This window comes from Pseudocitrobacter corydidari (assembly GCF_021172065.1).
GTDB lineage: Bacteria > Pseudomonadota > Gammaproteobacteria > Enterobacterales > Enterobacteriaceae > Pseudocitrobacter > Pseudocitrobacter corydidari.
The window spans coordinates 2,107,201-2,123,745 of sequence record NZ_CP087880.1; the positions used below are offsets into that span (position 1 = coordinate 2,107,201).

At 51.4% G+C, this 16,545-nt stretch carries 17 protein-coding genes and 1 pseudogene; 10 read left to right on the plus strand and 8 right to left on the minus strand.

Going from position 1 to position 16,545, the window contains the following annotated elements; genetic code table 11:
* Positions 1-68 precede the first annotated feature (68 nt).
* Positions 69-827: a DNA-binding transcriptional repressor DeoR gene (gene deoR, locus G163CM_RS09800; RefSeq protein WP_231827869.1), complete on the plus strand. Its 759-nt coding sequence runs from the start codon at positions 69-71 to the stop codon at positions 825-827.
* Between the two features lie 71 nt (positions 828-898).
* Here the strand turns inward: deoR and G163CM_RS09805 are convergent, their stop codons facing one another.
* The 3 genes from G163CM_RS09805 to dacC form a co-directional block, all read right to left on the minus strand.
* Positions 899-1,111, minus strand: coding sequence for a hypothetical protein (locus G163CM_RS09805; protein WP_015965164.1), 213 nt, complete (start codon positions 1,109-1,111; stop codon positions 899-901).
* Positions 1,108-1,320: a DUF4177 domain-containing protein gene (locus G163CM_RS09810; RefSeq protein WP_015965165.1), complete on the minus strand. Its 213-nt coding sequence runs from the start codon at positions 1,318-1,320 to the stop codon at positions 1,108-1,110. Before G163CM_RS09810 ends, G163CM_RS09805 begins: the two co-directional genes overlap by 4 nt.
* 177 nt (positions 1,321-1,497) lie before the next feature.
* Positions 1,498-2,700 carry a serine-type D-Ala-D-Ala carboxypeptidase gene (gene dacC / locus G163CM_RS09815; protein WP_015965166.1) on the minus strand — a complete coding sequence of 401 codons (1,203 nt, stop codon included), beginning with the start codon at positions 2,698-2,700 and terminating at the stop codon, positions 1,498-1,500.
* Between the two features lie 241 nt (positions 2,701-2,941).
* Here dacC and G163CM_RS09820 point away from each other — a divergent pair, with 241 nt between their 5' ends.
* Positions 2,942-3,568 (plus strand): glutathione S-transferase family protein, encoded by a 627-nt coding sequence (locus G163CM_RS09820; protein WP_231827870.1) that lies wholly within the window; start codon positions 2,942-2,944, stop codon positions 3,566-3,568.
* 6 nt (positions 3,569-3,574) lie between these two features.
* Here the strand turns inward: G163CM_RS09820 and G163CM_RS09825 are convergent, their stop codons facing one another.
* Positions 3,575-4,585: a LacI family DNA-binding transcriptional regulator gene (locus tag G163CM_RS09825; RefSeq protein WP_231827871.1), complete on the minus strand. Its 1,011-nt coding sequence runs from the start codon at positions 4,583-4,585 to the stop codon at positions 3,575-3,577.
* A 142-nt stretch (positions 4,586-4,727) separates the two neighbouring features.
* Here G163CM_RS09825 and G163CM_RS09830 point away from each other — a divergent pair, with 142 nt between their 5' ends.
* A complete protein-coding gene (locus G163CM_RS09830) occupies positions 4,728-5,816 on the plus strand; it encodes a glycoside hydrolase 5 family protein (protein WP_231827872.1) in 1,089 nt (362 codons plus the stop codon).
* A gap of 25 nt (positions 5,817-5,841) precedes the next feature.
* A pseudogene (locus G163CM_RS09835) lies at positions 5,842-7,131 on the plus strand (ABC transporter substrate-binding protein).
* On the opposite strand, the gene G163CM_RS09840 reads toward G163CM_RS09835, so the two are convergent.
* Both G163CM_RS09840 and G163CM_RS09845 read right to left on the minus strand, forming a co-directional pair.
* Positions 7,128-8,240, minus strand: a complete 1,113-nt coding sequence (locus G163CM_RS09840; RefSeq protein WP_231827873.1) for a PQQ-dependent sugar dehydrogenase — start codon at positions 8,238-8,240, stop codon at positions 7,128-7,130. The pseudogene G163CM_RS09835 and the gene G163CM_RS09840 sit on opposite strands and share 4 nt — an antisense overlap.
* Positions 8,241-8,347: 107 nt before the next feature.
* The gene (locus G163CM_RS09845; protein ID WP_015965172.1) at positions 8,348-8,731 is read right to left on the minus strand and encodes a biofilm formation regulator BssR; all 384 of its coding nucleotides are present in this window, start codon (positions 8,729-8,731) and stop codon (positions 8,348-8,350) included.
* Positions 8,732-8,959: 228 nt separating this feature from the next.
* On the opposite strand from G163CM_RS09845, the gene rimO reads away from it, so the two are divergent.
* From rimO to G163CM_RS09860, 3 genes are read left to right on the plus strand one after another with little or no spacing between them, the layout of a single operon-like run.
* Complete coding sequence (gene rimO / locus G163CM_RS09850; RefSeq protein ID WP_015965173.1) at positions 8,960-10,267, plus strand: 30S ribosomal protein S12 methylthiotransferase RimO; 1,308 nt, start codon at positions 8,960-8,962, stop codon at positions 10,265-10,267.
* A 46-nt stretch (positions 10,268-10,313) separates the two neighbouring features.
* Positions 10,314-10,988: a HEAT repeat domain-containing protein gene (locus G163CM_RS09855; protein WP_231827874.1), complete on the plus strand. Its 675-nt coding sequence runs from the start codon at positions 10,314-10,316 to the stop codon at positions 10,986-10,988.
* Positions 10,989-11,026: 38 nt separating this feature from the next.
* The gene (locus G163CM_RS09860) at positions 11,027-11,959 is read left to right on the plus strand and encodes a zeta toxin family protein (protein ID WP_231827875.1); all 933 of its coding nucleotides are present in this window, start codon (positions 11,027-11,029) and stop codon (positions 11,957-11,959) included.
* Positions 11,960-12,052: 93 nt separating this feature from the next.
* On the opposite strand, the gene G163CM_RS09865 is transcribed toward G163CM_RS09860, so the two are convergent.
* Positions 12,053-12,694: an HD domain-containing protein gene (locus G163CM_RS09865; protein ID WP_231827876.1), complete on the minus strand. Its 642-nt coding sequence runs from the start codon at positions 12,692-12,694 to the stop codon at positions 12,053-12,055.
* Between the two features lie 111 nt (positions 12,695-12,805).
* Here G163CM_RS09865 and G163CM_RS09870 point away from each other — a divergent pair, with 111 nt between their 5' ends.
* The 3 genes from G163CM_RS09870 (at position 12,806) to G163CM_RS09880 (ending at position 15,014) form a co-directional block, all read left to right on the plus strand.
* On the plus strand, positions 12,806-13,789 hold the full coding sequence (locus G163CM_RS09870; protein ID WP_231827877.1) for a GlxA family transcriptional regulator: 984 nt from the start codon (positions 12,806-12,808) through the stop codon (positions 13,787-13,789).
* Positions 13,790-13,946: 157 nt separating this feature from the next.
* The gene (locus G163CM_RS09875; RefSeq protein ID WP_231827878.1) at positions 13,947-14,429 is read left to right on the plus strand and encodes a cold-shock protein; all 483 of its coding nucleotides are present in this window, start codon (positions 13,947-13,949) and stop codon (positions 14,427-14,429) included.
* A 45-nt stretch (positions 14,430-14,474) separates the two neighbouring features.
* Positions 14,475-15,014, plus strand: coding sequence for a DUF2058 domain-containing protein (locus G163CM_RS09880; RefSeq protein WP_231827879.1), 540 nt, complete (start codon positions 14,475-14,477; stop codon positions 15,012-15,014).
* Positions 15,015-15,146: 132 nt separating this feature from the next.
* Here G163CM_RS09880 and G163CM_RS09885 read toward each other — a convergent pair whose 3' ends face one another.
* Positions 15,147-16,382, minus strand: a complete 1,236-nt coding sequence (locus tag G163CM_RS09885; RefSeq protein ID WP_231827880.1) for a hypothetical protein — start codon at positions 16,380-16,382, stop codon at positions 15,147-15,149.
* Positions 16,383-16,545 lie beyond the last annotated feature (163 nt).

Consider the following 16,545-nt stretch of genomic DNA (forward strand, 5'->3'; position numbering starts at 1 on the left):
CCGTCAGGCACAGGTAATATGACAGGCTGACTCCGGCGCCCTGCCGGAGCTGGCCCGGTAGAGGAAACATGGAAACACGACGCGACGATCGGATTGGTCAACTCATTCAGGCATTAAAGCGCAGCGATAAACTGCATCTTAAAGAAGCCGCGGCGCTGTTGGGCGTTTCAGAAATGACGGTTCGCCGTGACCTGAATAGCCAGAGCGGGCCGGTGGTGCTGCTCGGCGGCTACATCGTTCTCGAACCGCGTAGTGCCTCGCATTATCTCTTAAGCGATCAAAAAACGCGCCTGGTGGATGAAAAGAAGCGCGCGGCCCAGCATGCTGCGCAGTTGCTGAAAGCGCATCAGATGGCCTTTTTTGATTGTGGCACAACGACGCCGTGGATCATTGACGCTATTGATAATGATCTGCCCTTTACCGGGGTTTGCTATTCGCTTAACACCTTCCTGGCGTTACAGGAAAAACCCCACTGTCACGTGATCCTCTGCGGCGGTGAGTTTCACGCCAGCAACGCCATCTTTAAACCGTTAAGCGAGCACGACACGCTGGCCCATATCTGCCCGGATATCGCCTTTTATTCGGCGGCTGGTATCGACATTGTTCAGGGTGCAACCTGCTTTAACCTCGAAGAGTTACCGGTAAAACACTGGGCGATGCGCCAGGCGCGCTACCATGTGCTGGTGGCGGATCACAGTAAATTTGGCAAGATACGCCCTGCAAGAATGGGCGCGCTGGACAAGTTTGATGTACTGGTCAGTGATACAGCCCCGGAACGGGCTTTACTGGATTACTGCAAAGAAAAGAATATTGAAATGGTGTGGTAAGTATAAGAATTAACATCATACGGATGATTCCCGTATGATGTTAATCACTCTTCGTGGCGATAAATATATATTTAGTCTATATATCCATCGTCCTTCATTTTGGTGTTTTCGCAATATTCTCGTCGACATAAACCGACAACCAATACCACAACATCCAGTACGCCAGCGGTAATAGATATTTTAATAAATGTCCAGCCATTAAGTGGGACAAACCACAGCTGAATCAACGCCAGACATGACCATGCCACCAGAATAATCAGACAGACAATGATGGTTGTTTTCATATGTCTCTTTCAAGGACAATGACGTAGGCTTCGCGCATAAAAAACAGCAGCATGCGGCGATTATCCTTTTCCATCGTCACAACTCGCCAACCCTCTTTGGCATTTTTATTCAGAAAATCACTTAACTTAACAGGATTGACTTTGGATCCCCCCAGAAGCAGGCTTCCCAGCATACCTTCTTGATATATAACGGCTTTATATTCCTTCACGAGCGTATCTCTAATAAAAATAAATAATAGTTAGAAATTCTCTTATTCACTAAAAATAAGAATGAGCCAATCGAATGGCCGTACTATTATCGGGGTGAGTCAACGAGAGACAATTTAGAAAATCTTAATGACATTTTAAGAAAAAGCGGGCGAAGGATTTCGCCCGTTTGGAAGGGATTAAGAGAACCAGCTACCAAACCATTCGTGGAATTTCATCAGCACGAAATCGAGCATCCGGTTAAAGAACCCGCCCTCTTCCACGGCTTCCATCACGATCAGCGGACGCTGTTCGATAGTTTTGTCATTCAGTTTAAAGTCGATGGTCCCGACAACCTGGCCTTTTTTCAGCGGCGCGGTAAGCTGCGGCTGCGTCAGGGTATAGCTGGCTTTCAGGTTTTTCAGTTGCCCTTTCGGAATGGTAATTGAACCCGCTTCGCCCGCGCCAAGCTTCGCTTCGCTGGTATCACCAAACCAGACGCGCTGCGTCACAAAGGTGGCGTCCGGTTTAATCGGGGTCACGGTTTCGAAGAAGCGGAAGCCCCAGGTCAGCAGTTTTTCTGATTCGCCAAAGCGGATGCGGTCCGTTTTGGTGCCGAGTACCACGGAAATCAGGCGCATTTCTCCCTGACTGGCAGACGCCACCAGGTTATAGCCCGCCCCTGCGGTAGTGCCCGTTTTCACGCCATCAACGTTCAGGCTGGAGCTCCACAACAGACGGTTACGGTTTGGCTGGCGGATGTTGTTAAAGGTGAACTCTTTCTCTTTGTGAATCGCGTACTCGTCCGGCACATCGTGGATCATGGCTTTGGTCAACAAGGCCATATCGCGCGCAGTACTGAACTGCCCCGGCGCATCAAGGCCGTGGACGGTTTTGAAGGTGGTATTGGTGAGGCCAATTTTCTGCGCGTAGCCGTTCATCAGACTCACGAAGGAGTCCTGGCTGCCTGCAACGTAGTCCGCAATGGCGATACTGGCGTCGTTACCGGACTGGATAATCACACCTTTATTCAGGTTCTCGACGGAAACCTGCTCGCCTGGCTTCAGGAACATGACGGAAGAGCCGCGCAGCGCCGGGTTGCCGGTCGCCCACGCATCTTTTCCGATGGTGACCATGTCGGTCGGCTTAATTTTGCCCGCTTTCAGCGCCTGGCCCACCACGTAGCTGGTCATGATTTTGGTCAGGCTGGCCGGGTCCAGTTTTTCGTCCGCATTCCCTTCGGTTAACACTTTACCGCTGGAGTAATCCATCAGGATCCACGCACGTGCGTCAATAGACGGCGCATCAGGAAGTTGTTCCGCCGCCTGCACAGCAGGTGCGACAAGAAGTAAAAGAGCAGAGCCCGCAACCAGGCTTCGAAGGGAAAAAGCATCACGCGTCATAAAAGCCACCCAAGTATCCATTCCAAAAAAAACACGCCACTACCGTAACCGTGCTGCACCAGGCGGTGAGTAATAACGTATAAACTCTCTCAAAGAAACAGTGAGTTGGTAAAGTTTGTTAAGTTTACGCAAGATCCCAGGGATGTGCGAAAATCCTGAACAATTTTTTGATCAAGATTGCCTAATGCCCAGGATTGAATCACCATGCTGATACGTACTGATACGAAACACTGGGGTGATTATGATTACGCTGTGGGGACGCAATAACTCAACGAACGTGAAAAAGGTCCGCTGGACGCTGGAAGAGCTGGAATTACCTTATCAGCAGATCATGGCGGGCATGGAGTTTGGTTTGAACCACGACGCCGAATTTCTGGCGCTCAATCCCAATGGCCTGGTGCCGCTGCTGAAAGATGACGAAGCCGGTGTTGTGCTGTGGGAGTCAAATACTATCGTGCGTTATCTGCTAGCCCAGTACGGCCAGGGACGCCTGTGGCAGGATTCACCGGCAACGCGCGCGCAGGGCGAGAAATGGATGGACTGGGCCAATGATACCCTCGCCCCGAGCCATCGCCTGATCCTGATGGGGCTGGTCAGAACGCCGCCGGAAAAGCGCGACCACGCGGCGATTGAAAAAGCCATCGCCCAGTGCGAACCCCTGCTGACGATTCTTGATGCCGAACTGGCGAAACAACGTTGGTTATCGGGCGAGGAATTTGGCCCCGGCGATATTGCGGTCGCGCCGTTCATCTACAACCTGCTGGAAACAGTAAAAACCTGGCAGCCGCATCCGCATCTGACGCGCTGGTATCAGCAGCTTGCGGATCGCCCGGCCTTCCAGAACGTGGTGATGATCCCCGTCACCTGATGCCATTCAGGTACGCTGGCTGCTGCCGCGTACCTGTAATTTCCCCACCAGCCGGACGTGCGTGGCGACATCATCGCCGTCACATAAATATGCCACCGCCATTCTGCCAAGCTCGCTGTAGGCTAACTGTACGCTGGTGAGTCTCGGCGTTAACTGATGTGCAATTCGCTGATCGTCATAGCCGCACACCAGAATGTCATCGGGCACCTTAATATTGAGCGTCGCCAGCGCCTGATAGCAGCCAAGCGTCATCCAGTCGCTGGCGCAAAATATCGCCTGCGGCGGCTGCGGTAATTTCATTAGCTCAAGCGTAGCGTTAAATGTCGCATTCAATGACCAGTCCGTCGGCTTAATTAACGCCTCATCAATGGCGATTCCCGCCTGCTCCAGCGTCTGACGATAGCCTTCCAGACGCAGAACGCTGGCGTCCATCCATTCATCCCCGGTAATGTGTGCGATACGCGTCACGCCCTGCTCCAGCAGATGATTCACTATCTGACAGGCATTCGCGCGATCGTCCGGCAGAAATGTCGGTAACAGTGGCCGCGCTGGGTCGTACTGATTCAGGAGCACGACCGGGACATTGAGCAGCGGCTCAAACGGAGAAAAATCAAACGCCCGTGTCGTTGGGCTCGCCAGAATCACGCCCGCGCACTTACGCCCCGCCAGCTGCTGGATGATTTGCCGCGCCATTTCAAAATCATCGCCATAGTCATAAACAGTCAGCAACGTATCCCGCTGCCAGGCCGTACTGCTGGCTTCGCTTAGTGCGTCGATAAAGGGATCATAACCGTCCATACCGCAAAGCAGTAATGCAATCTCTTCCTGCCCTTCCTGGCGGTGCGCCACGGCGATTTTCTTATAGCCCAGCTTCTGCGCCGCCACGAAGACGCGCTCACGCGTATCGTCGCTCAAACGCACCGCCCGACTATTGTTCAGCACCAGCGATACGGTGGCCTGTGACACCCCCGCTTCCCTGGCAATATCGCTCATGGTTATCTTATTTTTCTTTTGCATTTCGGCTCCTTATCGCTGCCGACTATAGCACAAAACATCTACGACTTTTTTGTGAACAAAACGGCAAAATGCCAGGAATTTTATTGCGTGCACTACGCAGGTAATAAATATTAGCTAATATTATTACCAATGGAGAATACTCATGCAATCTCAGTGGAGTAAGTCACAGGCGCAGGAGTGGTACAAGCATCATGGATGGGCCTGTGGATTTAACTATTTACCGCGCACGGCGGTGAACTGGACGGAAATGTGGCAGGCCGAAACCTTCGACGCCCACACTATCGATCAAGAGCTGGAATGGGCGCACAACTATGGCTACAACGCCCTGCGCACCAACCTGCCGTTTATTGTCTGGGAAGACGATCGCGATGGCCTTCTGGCGCGCATCGACACTTTTCTGACGCTTGCCGCGAAACATGAAATTCAGGTAATGCTAACCCTGATGGATGACTGCGGATTCTCCGGCGACGAGCCCTATCTTGGCCCGCAAAAAGATCCCGTACCCAACCTGCATAACAGCCAGGCGGCAGCCAGCCCAGGGCGCGCCATTGTGATGAGCCCAAGCCTGTGGCCTCGCGTTGAAGCCTATGTGCGTGACGTGTTAACCCACTTTAAAAATGACAAACGTGTGGCTATCTGGGATCTCTACAACGAACCCGGCAACCGCGGCGTGTTTATCGGCCCCGGCGAGTCTGGCGAAGTGGACGACGCGCTGGAAGAGTTCGCGTTAACCCTCATGGTCTCCGTATTCAGCTGGGCGCACGACGTTCGCCCGAGCCAACCGCTGACCGTTGGCGCATGGCATGTCGATCACGATGAGTACGCCACCTTCGAGCATCCAATTGATGCCGCCGCGCTGGCGCTGTCTGATATCGTCAGCTACCACAACTACAATACCGCCGCCCGTCAGCTGGATATTCTGGCAAAACTGGCCCAGCGCAACCGCCCGGTGCTGTGCACCGAGTGGCTTGCCCGCCACGTCGACTGCAACTTTAGCGAACAACTTCCACTGTTCAGCGCGTTCGAAACGGGCTGCTACCACTGGGGCCTGGTCGCCGGAAAAACCCAAACTTGGATCCCCTGGCCTGGCGTGCAAAAAACGCATCCCGACCCGCAGTCGCTGTGGTTCCACGATGTACTCCACGCCGACGGCAAACCGTGGTGTGAACAAGAAATGAAGATGGTGAAAGCGCTATCCACATATCATCAACAGCGCAGAGATCGCCGCTGATCCTTTAACACGGAGGGGTTATTCAATGAAAAAATCACTTCTGCTGATGCTGGCCTGTTGCAGTTTCAGCGCAATGCCAATCCTTGCACACAGCGCCGAACAGGTTGAACTGCGTTTTGCCTGGTGGGGCGGTAAAGCCCGTAACCAGGCCACCATGAAAGCGCTGGAAGCCTTCCAGGCCAAATATCCGAACATCAAGGTGAAAGCGGAATACACCGGCTGGGACGGTTTTTATCCTCGCCTGACCACCCAGATGAACAGCAACACCGAAGCTGACGTTATGCAGACCAACTGAAACTGGCTGACGCTGCTGTCGAAGAAAGGCGATGGTTTTTACGATCTCAACAAACTGAGTCAACCGTTGGGTCTGGATCAATACCCGCCTGAAGCGCTGGCAACCACCACCGTGAATGGCAAAATCAACGCTATTCCTATTTCCTCTAACGTGATGCTGTTCTTCTACAACGCCGCTACCTGGAAAAAAGCGGGCGTCGAGTTTCCAAAAACCTGGGATGAACTGCTGGCGACCGGCCCGGTATTTAAAGAGAAATTGGGCGATAACTATTATCCGCTGATCCTCTCCGAGCAGGATGCCTTGCTGATGCTGCGTTCTTATATGTACCAGAAGAACCAGAAAGAGATGATCGACGAGAAAACGAAGAAAATCGCCTGGTCACATGAAGAACTGGTTGAGGCGTTAACCTTCTATCGCAAGCTGGCGGATAACCACGTTATTCCGGACACCAAAGCGATGGCCTCGTTTGGTAAAGGCGTGAACTACGAAATGAAGCCGTGGATCAACGGTGAATGGGGCGGCGTTTATAACTGGAACGTGCTCTACACCGCCGAATCGCAGAACCTGAAAAACCCGTCAGACCTGGTGATGGGCCCCTATCCGATGCATAAAGACGCAAAAGACGCCGGGCAGTTCAGGAAAACCGCACTGATGTACTCCATCAGCCGCAACACAAAACATCCGCAGGAGGCCGCACAATTACTGCATTTCCTGATGAGCGAATCTGAGGGTGTACTTCCGGTCGGCCTTGAACGCGGCGCACCGCTGAGCCGGGACGGTGAAAAAATCCTCCGCGACGCGGATATTCTGAAAGATGAAGATCCGGTGATCGCGGGTCTGATTCAATCGACGTCAATGCCAAACAAATCAACAGCCTCGCCATACCTGGAAGATCCACAATTTGGCGCACTGTTCACCGCCGCCAGAGAAAGCATCGACCACGGTAAAGCCTCCATCGACGAAGCTGCAACCACCTTCGAGGAGCAGGCGAACCGTATTTTACGTCGCATTATGCGTTAATTTTTAGGGCTGACCTTCAGCAACTCGCCGTCGGACTCATCGGTTAAGACATACAGATAACCGTCGGGTCCGACGCGTACATCGCGGATACGCTGTTTGCGATCGCCGAGAATTCTTGCTTCTTCCATCACCTTATCGCCGTCTACCTGCATCACAATCACCGATTCATCCTTCAACGCGCCGATAAACAGTTTGTGCTGCCACTGTGGGAACGTCTTCGCATCGTAGAACGCCATGCCGCTTAGAGCCGGGGATTTTTCCCAGACATACAGTGGTGGTTCAGTACCCGGCGCGGTTTTCCCTTTCGCTTCCGGGATCGGCAGCCCGCTGTAGTTGATGCCGTGCGTCGCCAGCGGCCAGCCGTAGTTTTTGCCCGCTTGCGGAATGTTGATTTCATCGCCGCCGCGCGGGCCATGCTCGTTCAGCCACAATGTCTCGCTCCACGGATTCATCGCCATCCCCTGCGGATTACGAATACCGTAGGACCAGATTTCCGGGCGCACGCCCGATTTATTCAGCCACGGGTTATCGTCCGGCACCTTGCCTTCCTCGGTCAGACGCACAACTTTACCCTGAAGTTTGTCGAGATCCTGCGCGGTGCTGCGCTGATTGTTTTCACCCAGGCCAATATAGAGATGCCCTTTGCCATCAAACACCAGCCTGCCGCCAAAGTGATTACCGGTAGAGAGCTTCGGCATCTGCCGGAACACCACAGTAAAGTTCTTTAACGTTTGGTTATCGTCACTTAATGTCCCATAGCCGACCGCCGTTCCGGCTTTACCGTCGTCGCCCGCTTCCGCAAAGCTCAGCCACACGCGGCGCGACTGGGCAAAATCCGGGGCCAGGGCGACATCCAGCAAACCGCCCTGCCCGTTTGCCCATACCTTCGGCACGCCCGAAATGGGCGCTGAGAGCCCTTTACCTTGTTGCCAGTGACGCAGTTCACCGCCACGAAGCGTAATCAGCATGCCGCGATCATCCGGCAGAAAAGCCAGCGACCAGGGGTGCTCGAGTTTATCCTGCAACACCTGAACGTTAACCTCCGCCGACTGGGCGGAAGCGACATACAGCAGAGAACTTAAAGTAAGGGTTAGAAACGTGCGACGCATAGCCCACTCCGGAAGCCACCAGTGTTTGGCTTAAGGGTAGACAACGTCATTGATAACGCGGGGGATTTTACAAAACCTTTAACAGGGGGAGTGAACTCCCCCTGAGGTCAGGCGTGCAAAGTGTCGATGTGGGCATTCATACTATAAATGCTTTCACTCAACGTCGTCAGACAGCGTTCGAGCGATGCCACGTTAACGGCGATGGAAGTCGGGCAGTCATGGTGCCCGGTCATCAAACACACAGCCGCAGAAGCGATTGCTTCGCCTGCCTGCCGCAAAGCGTCCCTTTCTTTCGGCGTTGCGGACTGTATCAGCTGTGGCGCTTTGCTACGCAATTCACCACATAAATCAAACAAGTTAGTACGCAGATGCTCGTTATCGCTGATCGACATATATCCCTTCGCTTTTCTCAGTTGCAGGTAAGCGTCGAGATCGATGCGCGCATTGATGATTTTATTCATCATGTTGCGTTTCAGCGTCATTCCACTCATGTGATTTCCTCCCTCCTCATCCATTTGGCACATTTATTATAAGGTCATTTTTTGTACAAAACGATGCGTAAGGTCAATAATTCAACAACTGAAACGAACCAGAAACACTTTTTCTACACTGACACGAATCCCCGTCTCCCGGCCTGAAAAATGGTGATTAACGTATCTGGCTGTCATGCCGCGCCGTATGTATAATCTCCCGATTCCGAGCAATGAATAGTATATAAAATGAGCAAAATTGGTTTTGTATCGTTGGGCTGCCCGAAAAACCTGGTGGACTCCGAACGTATTTTAACGGAGCTGCGTACTGAAGGTTACGACGTGGTCCCGAGCTACGATGATGCCGATATGGTTATCGTCAACACCTGCGGTTTTATCGACAGCGCCGTCCAGGAGTCCCTGGAAGCGATTGGCGAAGCCTTAAAAGAAAACGGCAAGGTGATTGTCACCGGCTGCCTGGGTGCCAAAGAAGATCAGATTCGCGAAGTGCACCCGAAAGTGCTGGAAATTACCGGCCCACACAGCTACGAGCAGGTGCTGGAACACGTCCATCACTATGCGCCGAAGCCACAGCACAACCCGTTTACCAGCCTGGTGCCGGAACAGGGTGTGAAACTGACGCCGCGTCATTACGCCTATTTAAAAATTTCCGAAGGCTGCAACCACCGCTGCACCTTCTGCATCATTCCGTCCATGCGTGGCGACCTCGACAGCCGCCCGATTGGCGATGTGCTCTCTGAAGCGAAACGCCTGGCCGACGCTGGCGTAAAAGAGCTGCTGGTTATCTCGCAGGATACTTCCGCTTACGGCGTCGATGTAAAACACCGCACCGGTTTCCATAACGGTTCCCCGGTCAAAACCAGCATGGTCAGCCTGTGTGAAGAGCTGGCAAAACTGGGCGTCTGGGTGCGTCTGCACTACGTCTATCCGTATCCGCATGTCGATGACGTCATTCCGCTGATGGCGGAAGGCAAAATTCTGCCGTACCTCGACATCCCGATGCAGCATGCCAGCCCGCGTATTCTGAAACTGATGAAACGCCCTGGCTCCGTTGACCGCCAGCTGGCGCGCATCAAACAGTGGCGTGAAATCTGCCCGGAACTGACCCTGCGCTCGACCTTTATCGTCGGCTTCCCAGGTGAAACGGAAGAAGATTTCCAGATGCTGCTCGATTTCCTGAAAGAAGCGCGTCTCGATCGCGTCGGTTGTTTCCAGTACAGCCCGGTTGAAGGCGCCAGCGCCAACGATCTGCCGGATCAGGTACCGGACGATGTGAAAGAAGATCGCTGGAACCGCTTCATGCAGCTGCAACAGCAGATCTCCGCCGAGCGTTTGCAGGAGAAAGTGGGCCGTGAAGTGATGGTCATCATCGACGAAGTGGATGAAGAAGGTGCAATTGGCCGCAGCATGGCCGACGCCCCGGAAATCGACGGCGCGGTGTATCTGAATGGCGAAACCAACGTCAAACCGGGCGACATTATCCGCGTGAAAGTGGATAACGCCGACGAGTATGACCTGTGGGGTAGCCGGGTTTAAAAACTCGCACCGCACCCTGTGCGGCGTGTACTCAGGATGAGTCACTATGAGAACGGAATATCAACGCCGCCAGGACGCCAAAGAACATAGAACCTGGCTTTTTTGTGAACAGCTCAGTGAAGATGAGCTGTATGCCTTTTTAGAAAATAAAGACCATTCACTTCGCTATGCCGCAGCGAGACGTCTACAACTCATGGGTTCCGACCAGATTCTGGCCCAGGCGAAACAACGCTGCCATGATAAAAACTACCGTACTCGTGAAGTTGCCTGTTTTATTCTTGGGCAAATAAAAACCGCGAAAAGTAACGTTCCCGATATTATGGCCTTTCTGGATTCCTGCGCGGCCAATGATATCACCGCCATCGTGCGCGCCAGCGCCATTATTGCGATGGGCCACTTATTTTCACATCATTATGCGGATGAAGCACTTTGGGTGACGCTTAAAAATCGCTGTACTCAGGCTGCCGATTCTCCTTTTGTCACCGTCCGTCATGCCGTCGCATGCGCACTTATTTACCAGGCTGATAACAGCATTTTGCCTCTTCTTATCAGATTACTCCGCGATAAGCATGGCGAAGTCCGCAGTTGGGCGGGCTGTGCGATTAACGGCAACGGTTACGATTTACCAGAACTGCATGAAATATTTCGGGAAATGCTCACAGACGAACACGGTGGCGCAAGATATGAGGCAGAGATGTGGTTTGAAGAGCATAGCGAGTAGCATTGTTTCAGGAAAGATATTCTTTACAGGAGTCGTAAATGGCAACGTTAATGGAAAAAGATGCGCTATTGAATGGCGCAAGTCAGTGTATTGCATTTTTATCCGCAGCATGTGGAAATAGAGATAATTCTGAAGCATTGGATTTAAGTCAGGATATTAACCAAAGTATTATTTATCGAGATTATCTTTATTCCACTGACGCCGAAGATGTTAACTTTAACGAAGGGATTGCGCGGTTTAAATATTTAAGAGACAAATATTATAGCGCAAATAATGCTCGCCATAATATCGATATAAATGATGACCCTTTAGAGTCGATATGGCGTCGTCTGACGAAACGAGAACTCACGCCTCAGGCACAGCCTGTCGGTTTTGTGTTAGGCGGACAACCTGGCGCCGGAAAGTCGTTACTCATTAAGCGCGCGCTGGCGCAGACTGACTTTAATGCGCTGGTTATTAATGGTGATGATTTTCGCTTCCACCATCCTGATTTCCAGGCAATTTATGCTACCTATGGCGATGATTTTGTGAGCAACACGGCGCAGTTTTCCGGTGAAATGGTCGAGCGAGTGCTCAAAAAAGCCATTGAAAACAAATTAAATATCGTCATAGAAGGTACCTTTCGTAACGCCGATACCCCCATGCAAACATTAGAACGCCTCAACGAGGCGGGCTACCGGACAGAGGTGATGATAAAAACAACCTCTGCCATAAAAAGCTGGCGTCAAACCAATGAGAGATATGATAACGATAAATTAGCAGGCAACATCGCCCGAAAAGTCGATAAAAACCATCATGACCTGGTGATTGCTGTGCTTGCGGAAAATGCGAAGAAGGTATTCGACTCAGGCCTCACGGAGGCTTTTTCTGTCTGGTCCTGCGAGGGCAAGATTTTTGACTCGCAGGCAGGGTCAGCAACCGATATTGAGGACAAAATCCGCGATGAGATTGGCAAAGCTGTAACAGCTTAATTTCCAAAGTAGAGGATATCAGCGATCAATTTAACTGATATCCTCAAACGGGATAAATCTCAAACATAGAACAAAAAATTATTCATTCACTTATTACGCCTTCCAGAGCGAGTTTCGAATCACGCTACAAAAATTACCACGAACAAACTGGGGATCTTTATCGCAAATCACATCAGCTTTAACATTACCGAAAGTGGTTTGCGGCCTGTCTTTAATTCCCTGATAAAACGCATCAATAATGTTTTCTTTAAAATTCCCGACTCGCGGATGCTGATGTACCACCGCTTCACGGCTCTCATCACTTACCTTTTCATACTCAATACCCAGAACATCCATTTCAACGCCAGCCGTTAATAATGCGATCTCCGGCGCCATAAATTCAGGAATACCGGGCGTGGTGTGAAGCGCGATTGCCGCCCAGACTTTGTCGACATCATGGGCATCAACGCCGTGACCTTCAAGGAAAGCGCGCGCGGCATTCGCACCATCCACTTCAAAGCGTTTATCGCAGCTACAGTGTTCGTGCGTCAGGCCAACGTCGTGGAACATGCAGCCAACATAGAGCAGCTCGTAGTCCACGTTTAACCCGCGTCGCTGGCCCGCCAGAGCTCCCCAGTAATAGACTCGGCTGGAGTGATGAAACAGCAGGTCGTTTTCCGTATCACGAACGAATTCAGTCGCTTCGCGAGCCAGTTTGCTATCAGGGATTCGAATACCTTGTACATTAAAAGTCATATTTACCTCCAGTGGGTTGATGAGAGGAAGTTTACAAGGCATTCTGTTTGTCTTAAATAATCCAGTTACGACGATTTAAGACATTACAGTGAATCAGGACACCCATCTTTCATGAAACGCGTTATCGCCATTCTTGCCGTTCCCGGCGTGCAACTTCTGGACGTTTCCGGGCCATTAGATGTCTTCGCTGAAGCCAATCGCCTTCTTCATCGGCAGGTCTATGAACCGGCTGTCATTGCCGTTGATACATTGACGATCAATGCCTCCTCAGGTATCACGTTGCTGGCAAACTCTCTTCTTGAACAAACCGAAACGCTCAGCCCGAATACCTTCTTAATCGCAGGCGCGCCGCAGGTCTGGCAGCAGGCGTTAACGGAACAACAAAAGAGTCATATTCGCGCGCTTTGTGAAAAAAGCGATCGCTATGGTTCTATCTGTACTGGCGCATTTTTACTGGCGCAAACCGGATTACTGGCCCAACGAAAAGTCACCACACACTGGGCAATTGCCGCCCGTTTTGCCAACGCATTTCCACAAACGGAGGTGGATATCGATGCCCTGTATGTCTGTGATGGCCCGGTAAGAACGGCGGCAGGCGTCACATCAGGCATGGATTTAGCGCTGCGCCTGATAGAGGAGGATCTGGGAAGCGAAGTGGCTCAGGAGGTAGCATGCAATCTGGTGATGTTTTTCCGCCGACCGGTTAACCAGGGGCATTTTATCCGCCATAGTGAGATTTCCCCTTCAGCCCGGAGCGTCTTTCAGGATTTACAGCGCTGGACGCTCGCGAATCTCGACACCGTATTAAGCCTGAAGGAGATGTCTGATCATATTGGCCTGAGCATTCGCCATCTTGGGCGGCTGTTTCAGCAGGAAATGCAGATGGCGGCTGGCGAATGGTTGGAAGCCTGCCGCATCGATAAAGCAAAAATGCTGTTGGAAAAAGATGCGTTGCCTTTAAAGGCAATCGCAAGCCAGTGCGGTTATTCCAGCGGTGATGTGCTACGCAGGGCGTTCGTAAAACGCGTCGGGATCACCCCTTCCGTTTATCGTCGTCTGAATGTAGCACGGCCCTGGGCGAAAGAACGCGCATAACCGTGGTCAGGGTGGAATGGCGCACGTTACGCTTTCGCCCCTGCCCTCGCAAACCCACATTTTCTCAGCCAAACTTCAGTCAAAGGCATGGTCTGCGCAGGCATTGTGCATTAAACTGCGCGCTGCAAAAACTGAGTAGATAAACAATCAGGCGGTAATGGCGATGAACGGAACAATCACAACGTGGTTTAAAGATAAAGGTTTTGGATTTATCAAAGACGAGAACGGCGACAATCGCTATTTTCATGTGATTAAGGTCGCCAATCCTGATCTTATCAAGAAAGATGCAGCCGTAACTTTTGAGCCCACCACCAACAACAAAGGGCTCTCGGCGTATGCGGTAAAAGTGCTGCCGGAAAGCAAATATATCTACATTGCGGGCGAGCGCCTGAAGCTTACCTCAATTAAGTCTTACGTGGTATTCAGCGAAGATGTGCCTGCCGATACGCGTATCGACAAAGAGAACGCGGTGCTTTCTGTCGGCGTGCTAATGAACAGTATTCGTCCAAAAAGTGAGGCCAAACCGGGCGCGACACGCACGCTGAAAAAGCTGGCTATCACCACCTTCCAGGGCACAACGCATATCTTCTCGGAAGACGAAATTGATATCGATGTCACGGTGAAAATGCTGAAGGTTTAAACCTGACATTTTCCCCCTGACACTCTTAACGGACTGATAAGCAAGATGACAAAACTTACCTTACAAGAGCAGATGCTCAAAGCGGGCTTAGTGACCAGCAAAAAAGTGGCCAAAGTCCAGAGAACAGCAAAGAAATCACGCGTACAGGCTCGTGAGGCGCGCGAAGCGGTTGAAGAAAACAAAAAAGCGCAGCTTGAGCGTGATAAGCAACTGAGCGAGCAGCAAAAACAGGCCGTTTTATCAAAAGAGCTGAAGGCGCAGGTAAAACAGCTGATTGAGATGAACCGCATCACCATCAGCAAAGGCAATATCGATTTTAACTTTACCGACAATAACCTCATCAAAAAAGTGGTGGTCGATAAAGTGACGCAGACCCAGCTGATTAATGGCCGTCTCGCTATCGCCCGTTTGCTGGTCGATGCAAATGGCGATGCGCAATACGCCATTATCCCGGCAAGTGTGGCAGATAAAATCGCCCAGCGTGATGCGGCCAGCATTGTATTAAACAGCACATTGAGCCAGGAAGAGCAGGACGAAGACGATCCGTACGCTGATTTTAAAGTGCCGGATGATTTGATGTGGTGATGGCGCAGTGAAAGAAAGCCCTTTCGGGCTTTCCTGCCGGATGCGGCGTAAACGCCTTATCCGGCCTACAAAATATTGCAAAAATCCGGTAGGCCTGATAAGCGAAGCGCCATCAGGCACACAGGCTCCGAATCAGAATGAGCGGTGGAAGTTAACCAGCGGTAATACCGGCACCGTAGCGTTCATCGCAACGTTGATCACACCAATCTGCAAGCCTTCCAGGTGTTTAGTGGCGTTAATCAGGCCAAACTGGAAGTTGGTGGTATCGGCATAGTTAAAGGCACCAAAGTCGCTGGAGCTGCTGCCAGACGTCACGTTGATCGCCCCGATGTTTGAACCGGTAACATTTTCAGACGTTACGTTCACCGCCCCCATGTTCAGCCCGTCAACATTACCACCGTTGAAGTTCACCGCGCCGAGGTTCATACCGGTGACATTATTCGCCACGTTGAAAGCACCCAGGTTGAAACCGGTCATATCGTTAGTACGGTTAAATGCCGCCATATTAAAACCGGTGGTATTTTCAGACCAGTTGAATGCGGAAATATTGGCACCCACCGTCTCTTTTGATTTGTTAAATGGCGCAACGTTCAGGCCAGTCATATTTTCTGAAACGTTAACGACCGCCACGTTCATGCCTTTGATATCGCCTTCGCTCCAGTTTGCAATACCGCCGACGTTCAGGCCTTCAACATTTCGGCTATGGTTGGCAAGAGTGACGTTGGCACCGGTAATATCTTTTTCAACCCAGCTGAACGGGCTGACGTTGAACCCCTTCATGTCGCCGCCAATATAGTTACCAATGCCCGCAACGTTCATGCCGCGCATAGTGCCTTCGGTATAGTTACCCAGACCGGCTACATTCAAACCGTACATCCGGCCTTTGTTATAATTGCCCAGACCCGCAACGTTCATACCATTAATATCACCGGTACCGTTCAGGTTACCAACGGCGGTGGCTGCGCCAATATTCAGGCCGTTAAGTTCGTCAGCAGCGCTGTAAATACCGACGCTGGCACCGTTCATAACACCAACCTGGTTTGCCAGGCTGATGTTCAGGCCGTTGTCTTCGCCACCGTGCCAGTTGAATAAGCCAATCGCCGCCCCGTTGACGCCGTTACGCACATGAGAACCCGCCACAGCGCCAAGCTGGAAACCGTTAACCTGGTCCATTTCCGTATAGCCGAGAATCGGCAGATCAAAGCCATTTACCGTGCCGGTATCGCTGTAAAACAGGGAGCTCTGGAAGCCGTTGACTTCCGTATCGGTAGAGAGATTTTTTACCGAGGCTAATTGTACCGGCGTGGCAAAGCTCGCCGTAGAAAACATTGCGCATGAAATGAATAGAGCGAGTGTTGAACGTTTCATTTTGTACTTCCTTTTTTCAACGTAAAAGCCGCTTAGCGACATCATAATTCAGATAATACTTAGTCTTGATATAATGGTGGCTTAGCGAGACGAGGAAATATTTGCGAAACGTGCTTAAAAATAGACAATTAATGCTCTATATCTTGTAACAATATAATAATGA

Bases quoted from the DNA above. Each gene is read 5' to 3' on its own strand.
- deoR (WP_231827869.1), top strand. From the start codon at position 69: ATGGAAACACGACGCGACGATCGGATTGGTCAACTCATTCAGGCATTA.
- G163CM_RS09805 (WP_015965164.1), bottom strand. From the start codon at position 1,111: ATGAAAACAACCATCATTGTCTGTCTGATTATTCTGGTGGCATGGTCA.
- dacC (WP_015965166.1), bottom strand. From the start codon at position 2,700: ATGACGCGTGATGCTTTTTCCCTTCGAAGCCTGGTTGCGGGCTCTGCT.
- G163CM_RS09820 (WP_231827870.1), top strand. From the start codon at position 2,942: ATGATTACGCTGTGGGGACGCAATAACTCAACGAACGTGAAAAAGGTC.
- G163CM_RS09825 (WP_231827871.1), bottom strand. From the start codon at position 4,585: ATGCAAAAGAAAAATAAGATAACCATGAGCGATATTGCCAGGGAAGCG.
- G163CM_RS09830 (WP_231827872.1), top strand. From the start codon at position 4,728: ATGCAATCTCAGTGGAGTAAGTCACAGGCGCAGGAGTGGTACAAGCAT.
- G163CM_RS09840 (WP_231827873.1), bottom strand. From the start codon at position 8,240: ATGCGTCGCACGTTTCTAACCCTTACTTTAAGTTCTCTGCTGTATGTC.
- G163CM_RS09845 (WP_015965172.1), bottom strand. From the start codon at position 8,731: ATGAGTGGAATGACGCTGAAACGCAACATGATGAATAAAATCATCAAT.
- rimO (WP_015965173.1), top strand. From the start codon at position 8,960: ATGAGCAAAATTGGTTTTGTATCGTTGGGCTGCCCGAAAAACCTGGTG.
- G163CM_RS09855 (WP_231827874.1), top strand. From the start codon at position 10,314: ATGAGAACGGAATATCAACGCCGCCAGGACGCCAAAGAACATAGAACC.
- G163CM_RS09860 (WP_231827875.1), top strand. From the start codon at position 11,027: ATGGCAACGTTAATGGAAAAAGATGCGCTATTGAATGGCGCAAGTCAG.
- G163CM_RS09865 (WP_231827876.1), bottom strand. From the start codon at position 12,694: ATGACTTTTAATGTACAAGGTATTCGAATCCCTGATAGCAAACTGGCT.
- G163CM_RS09870 (WP_231827877.1), top strand. From the start codon at position 12,806: ATGAAACGCGTTATCGCCATTCTTGCCGTTCCCGGCGTGCAACTTCTG.
- G163CM_RS09875 (WP_231827878.1), top strand. From the start codon at position 13,947: ATGGCGATGAACGGAACAATCACAACGTGGTTTAAAGATAAAGGTTTT.
- G163CM_RS09880 (WP_231827879.1), top strand. From the start codon at position 14,475: ATGACAAAACTTACCTTACAAGAGCAGATGCTCAAAGCGGGCTTAGTG.
- G163CM_RS09885 (WP_231827880.1), bottom strand. From the start codon at position 16,382: ATGAAACGTTCAACACTCGCTCTATTCATTTCATGCGCAATGTTTTCT.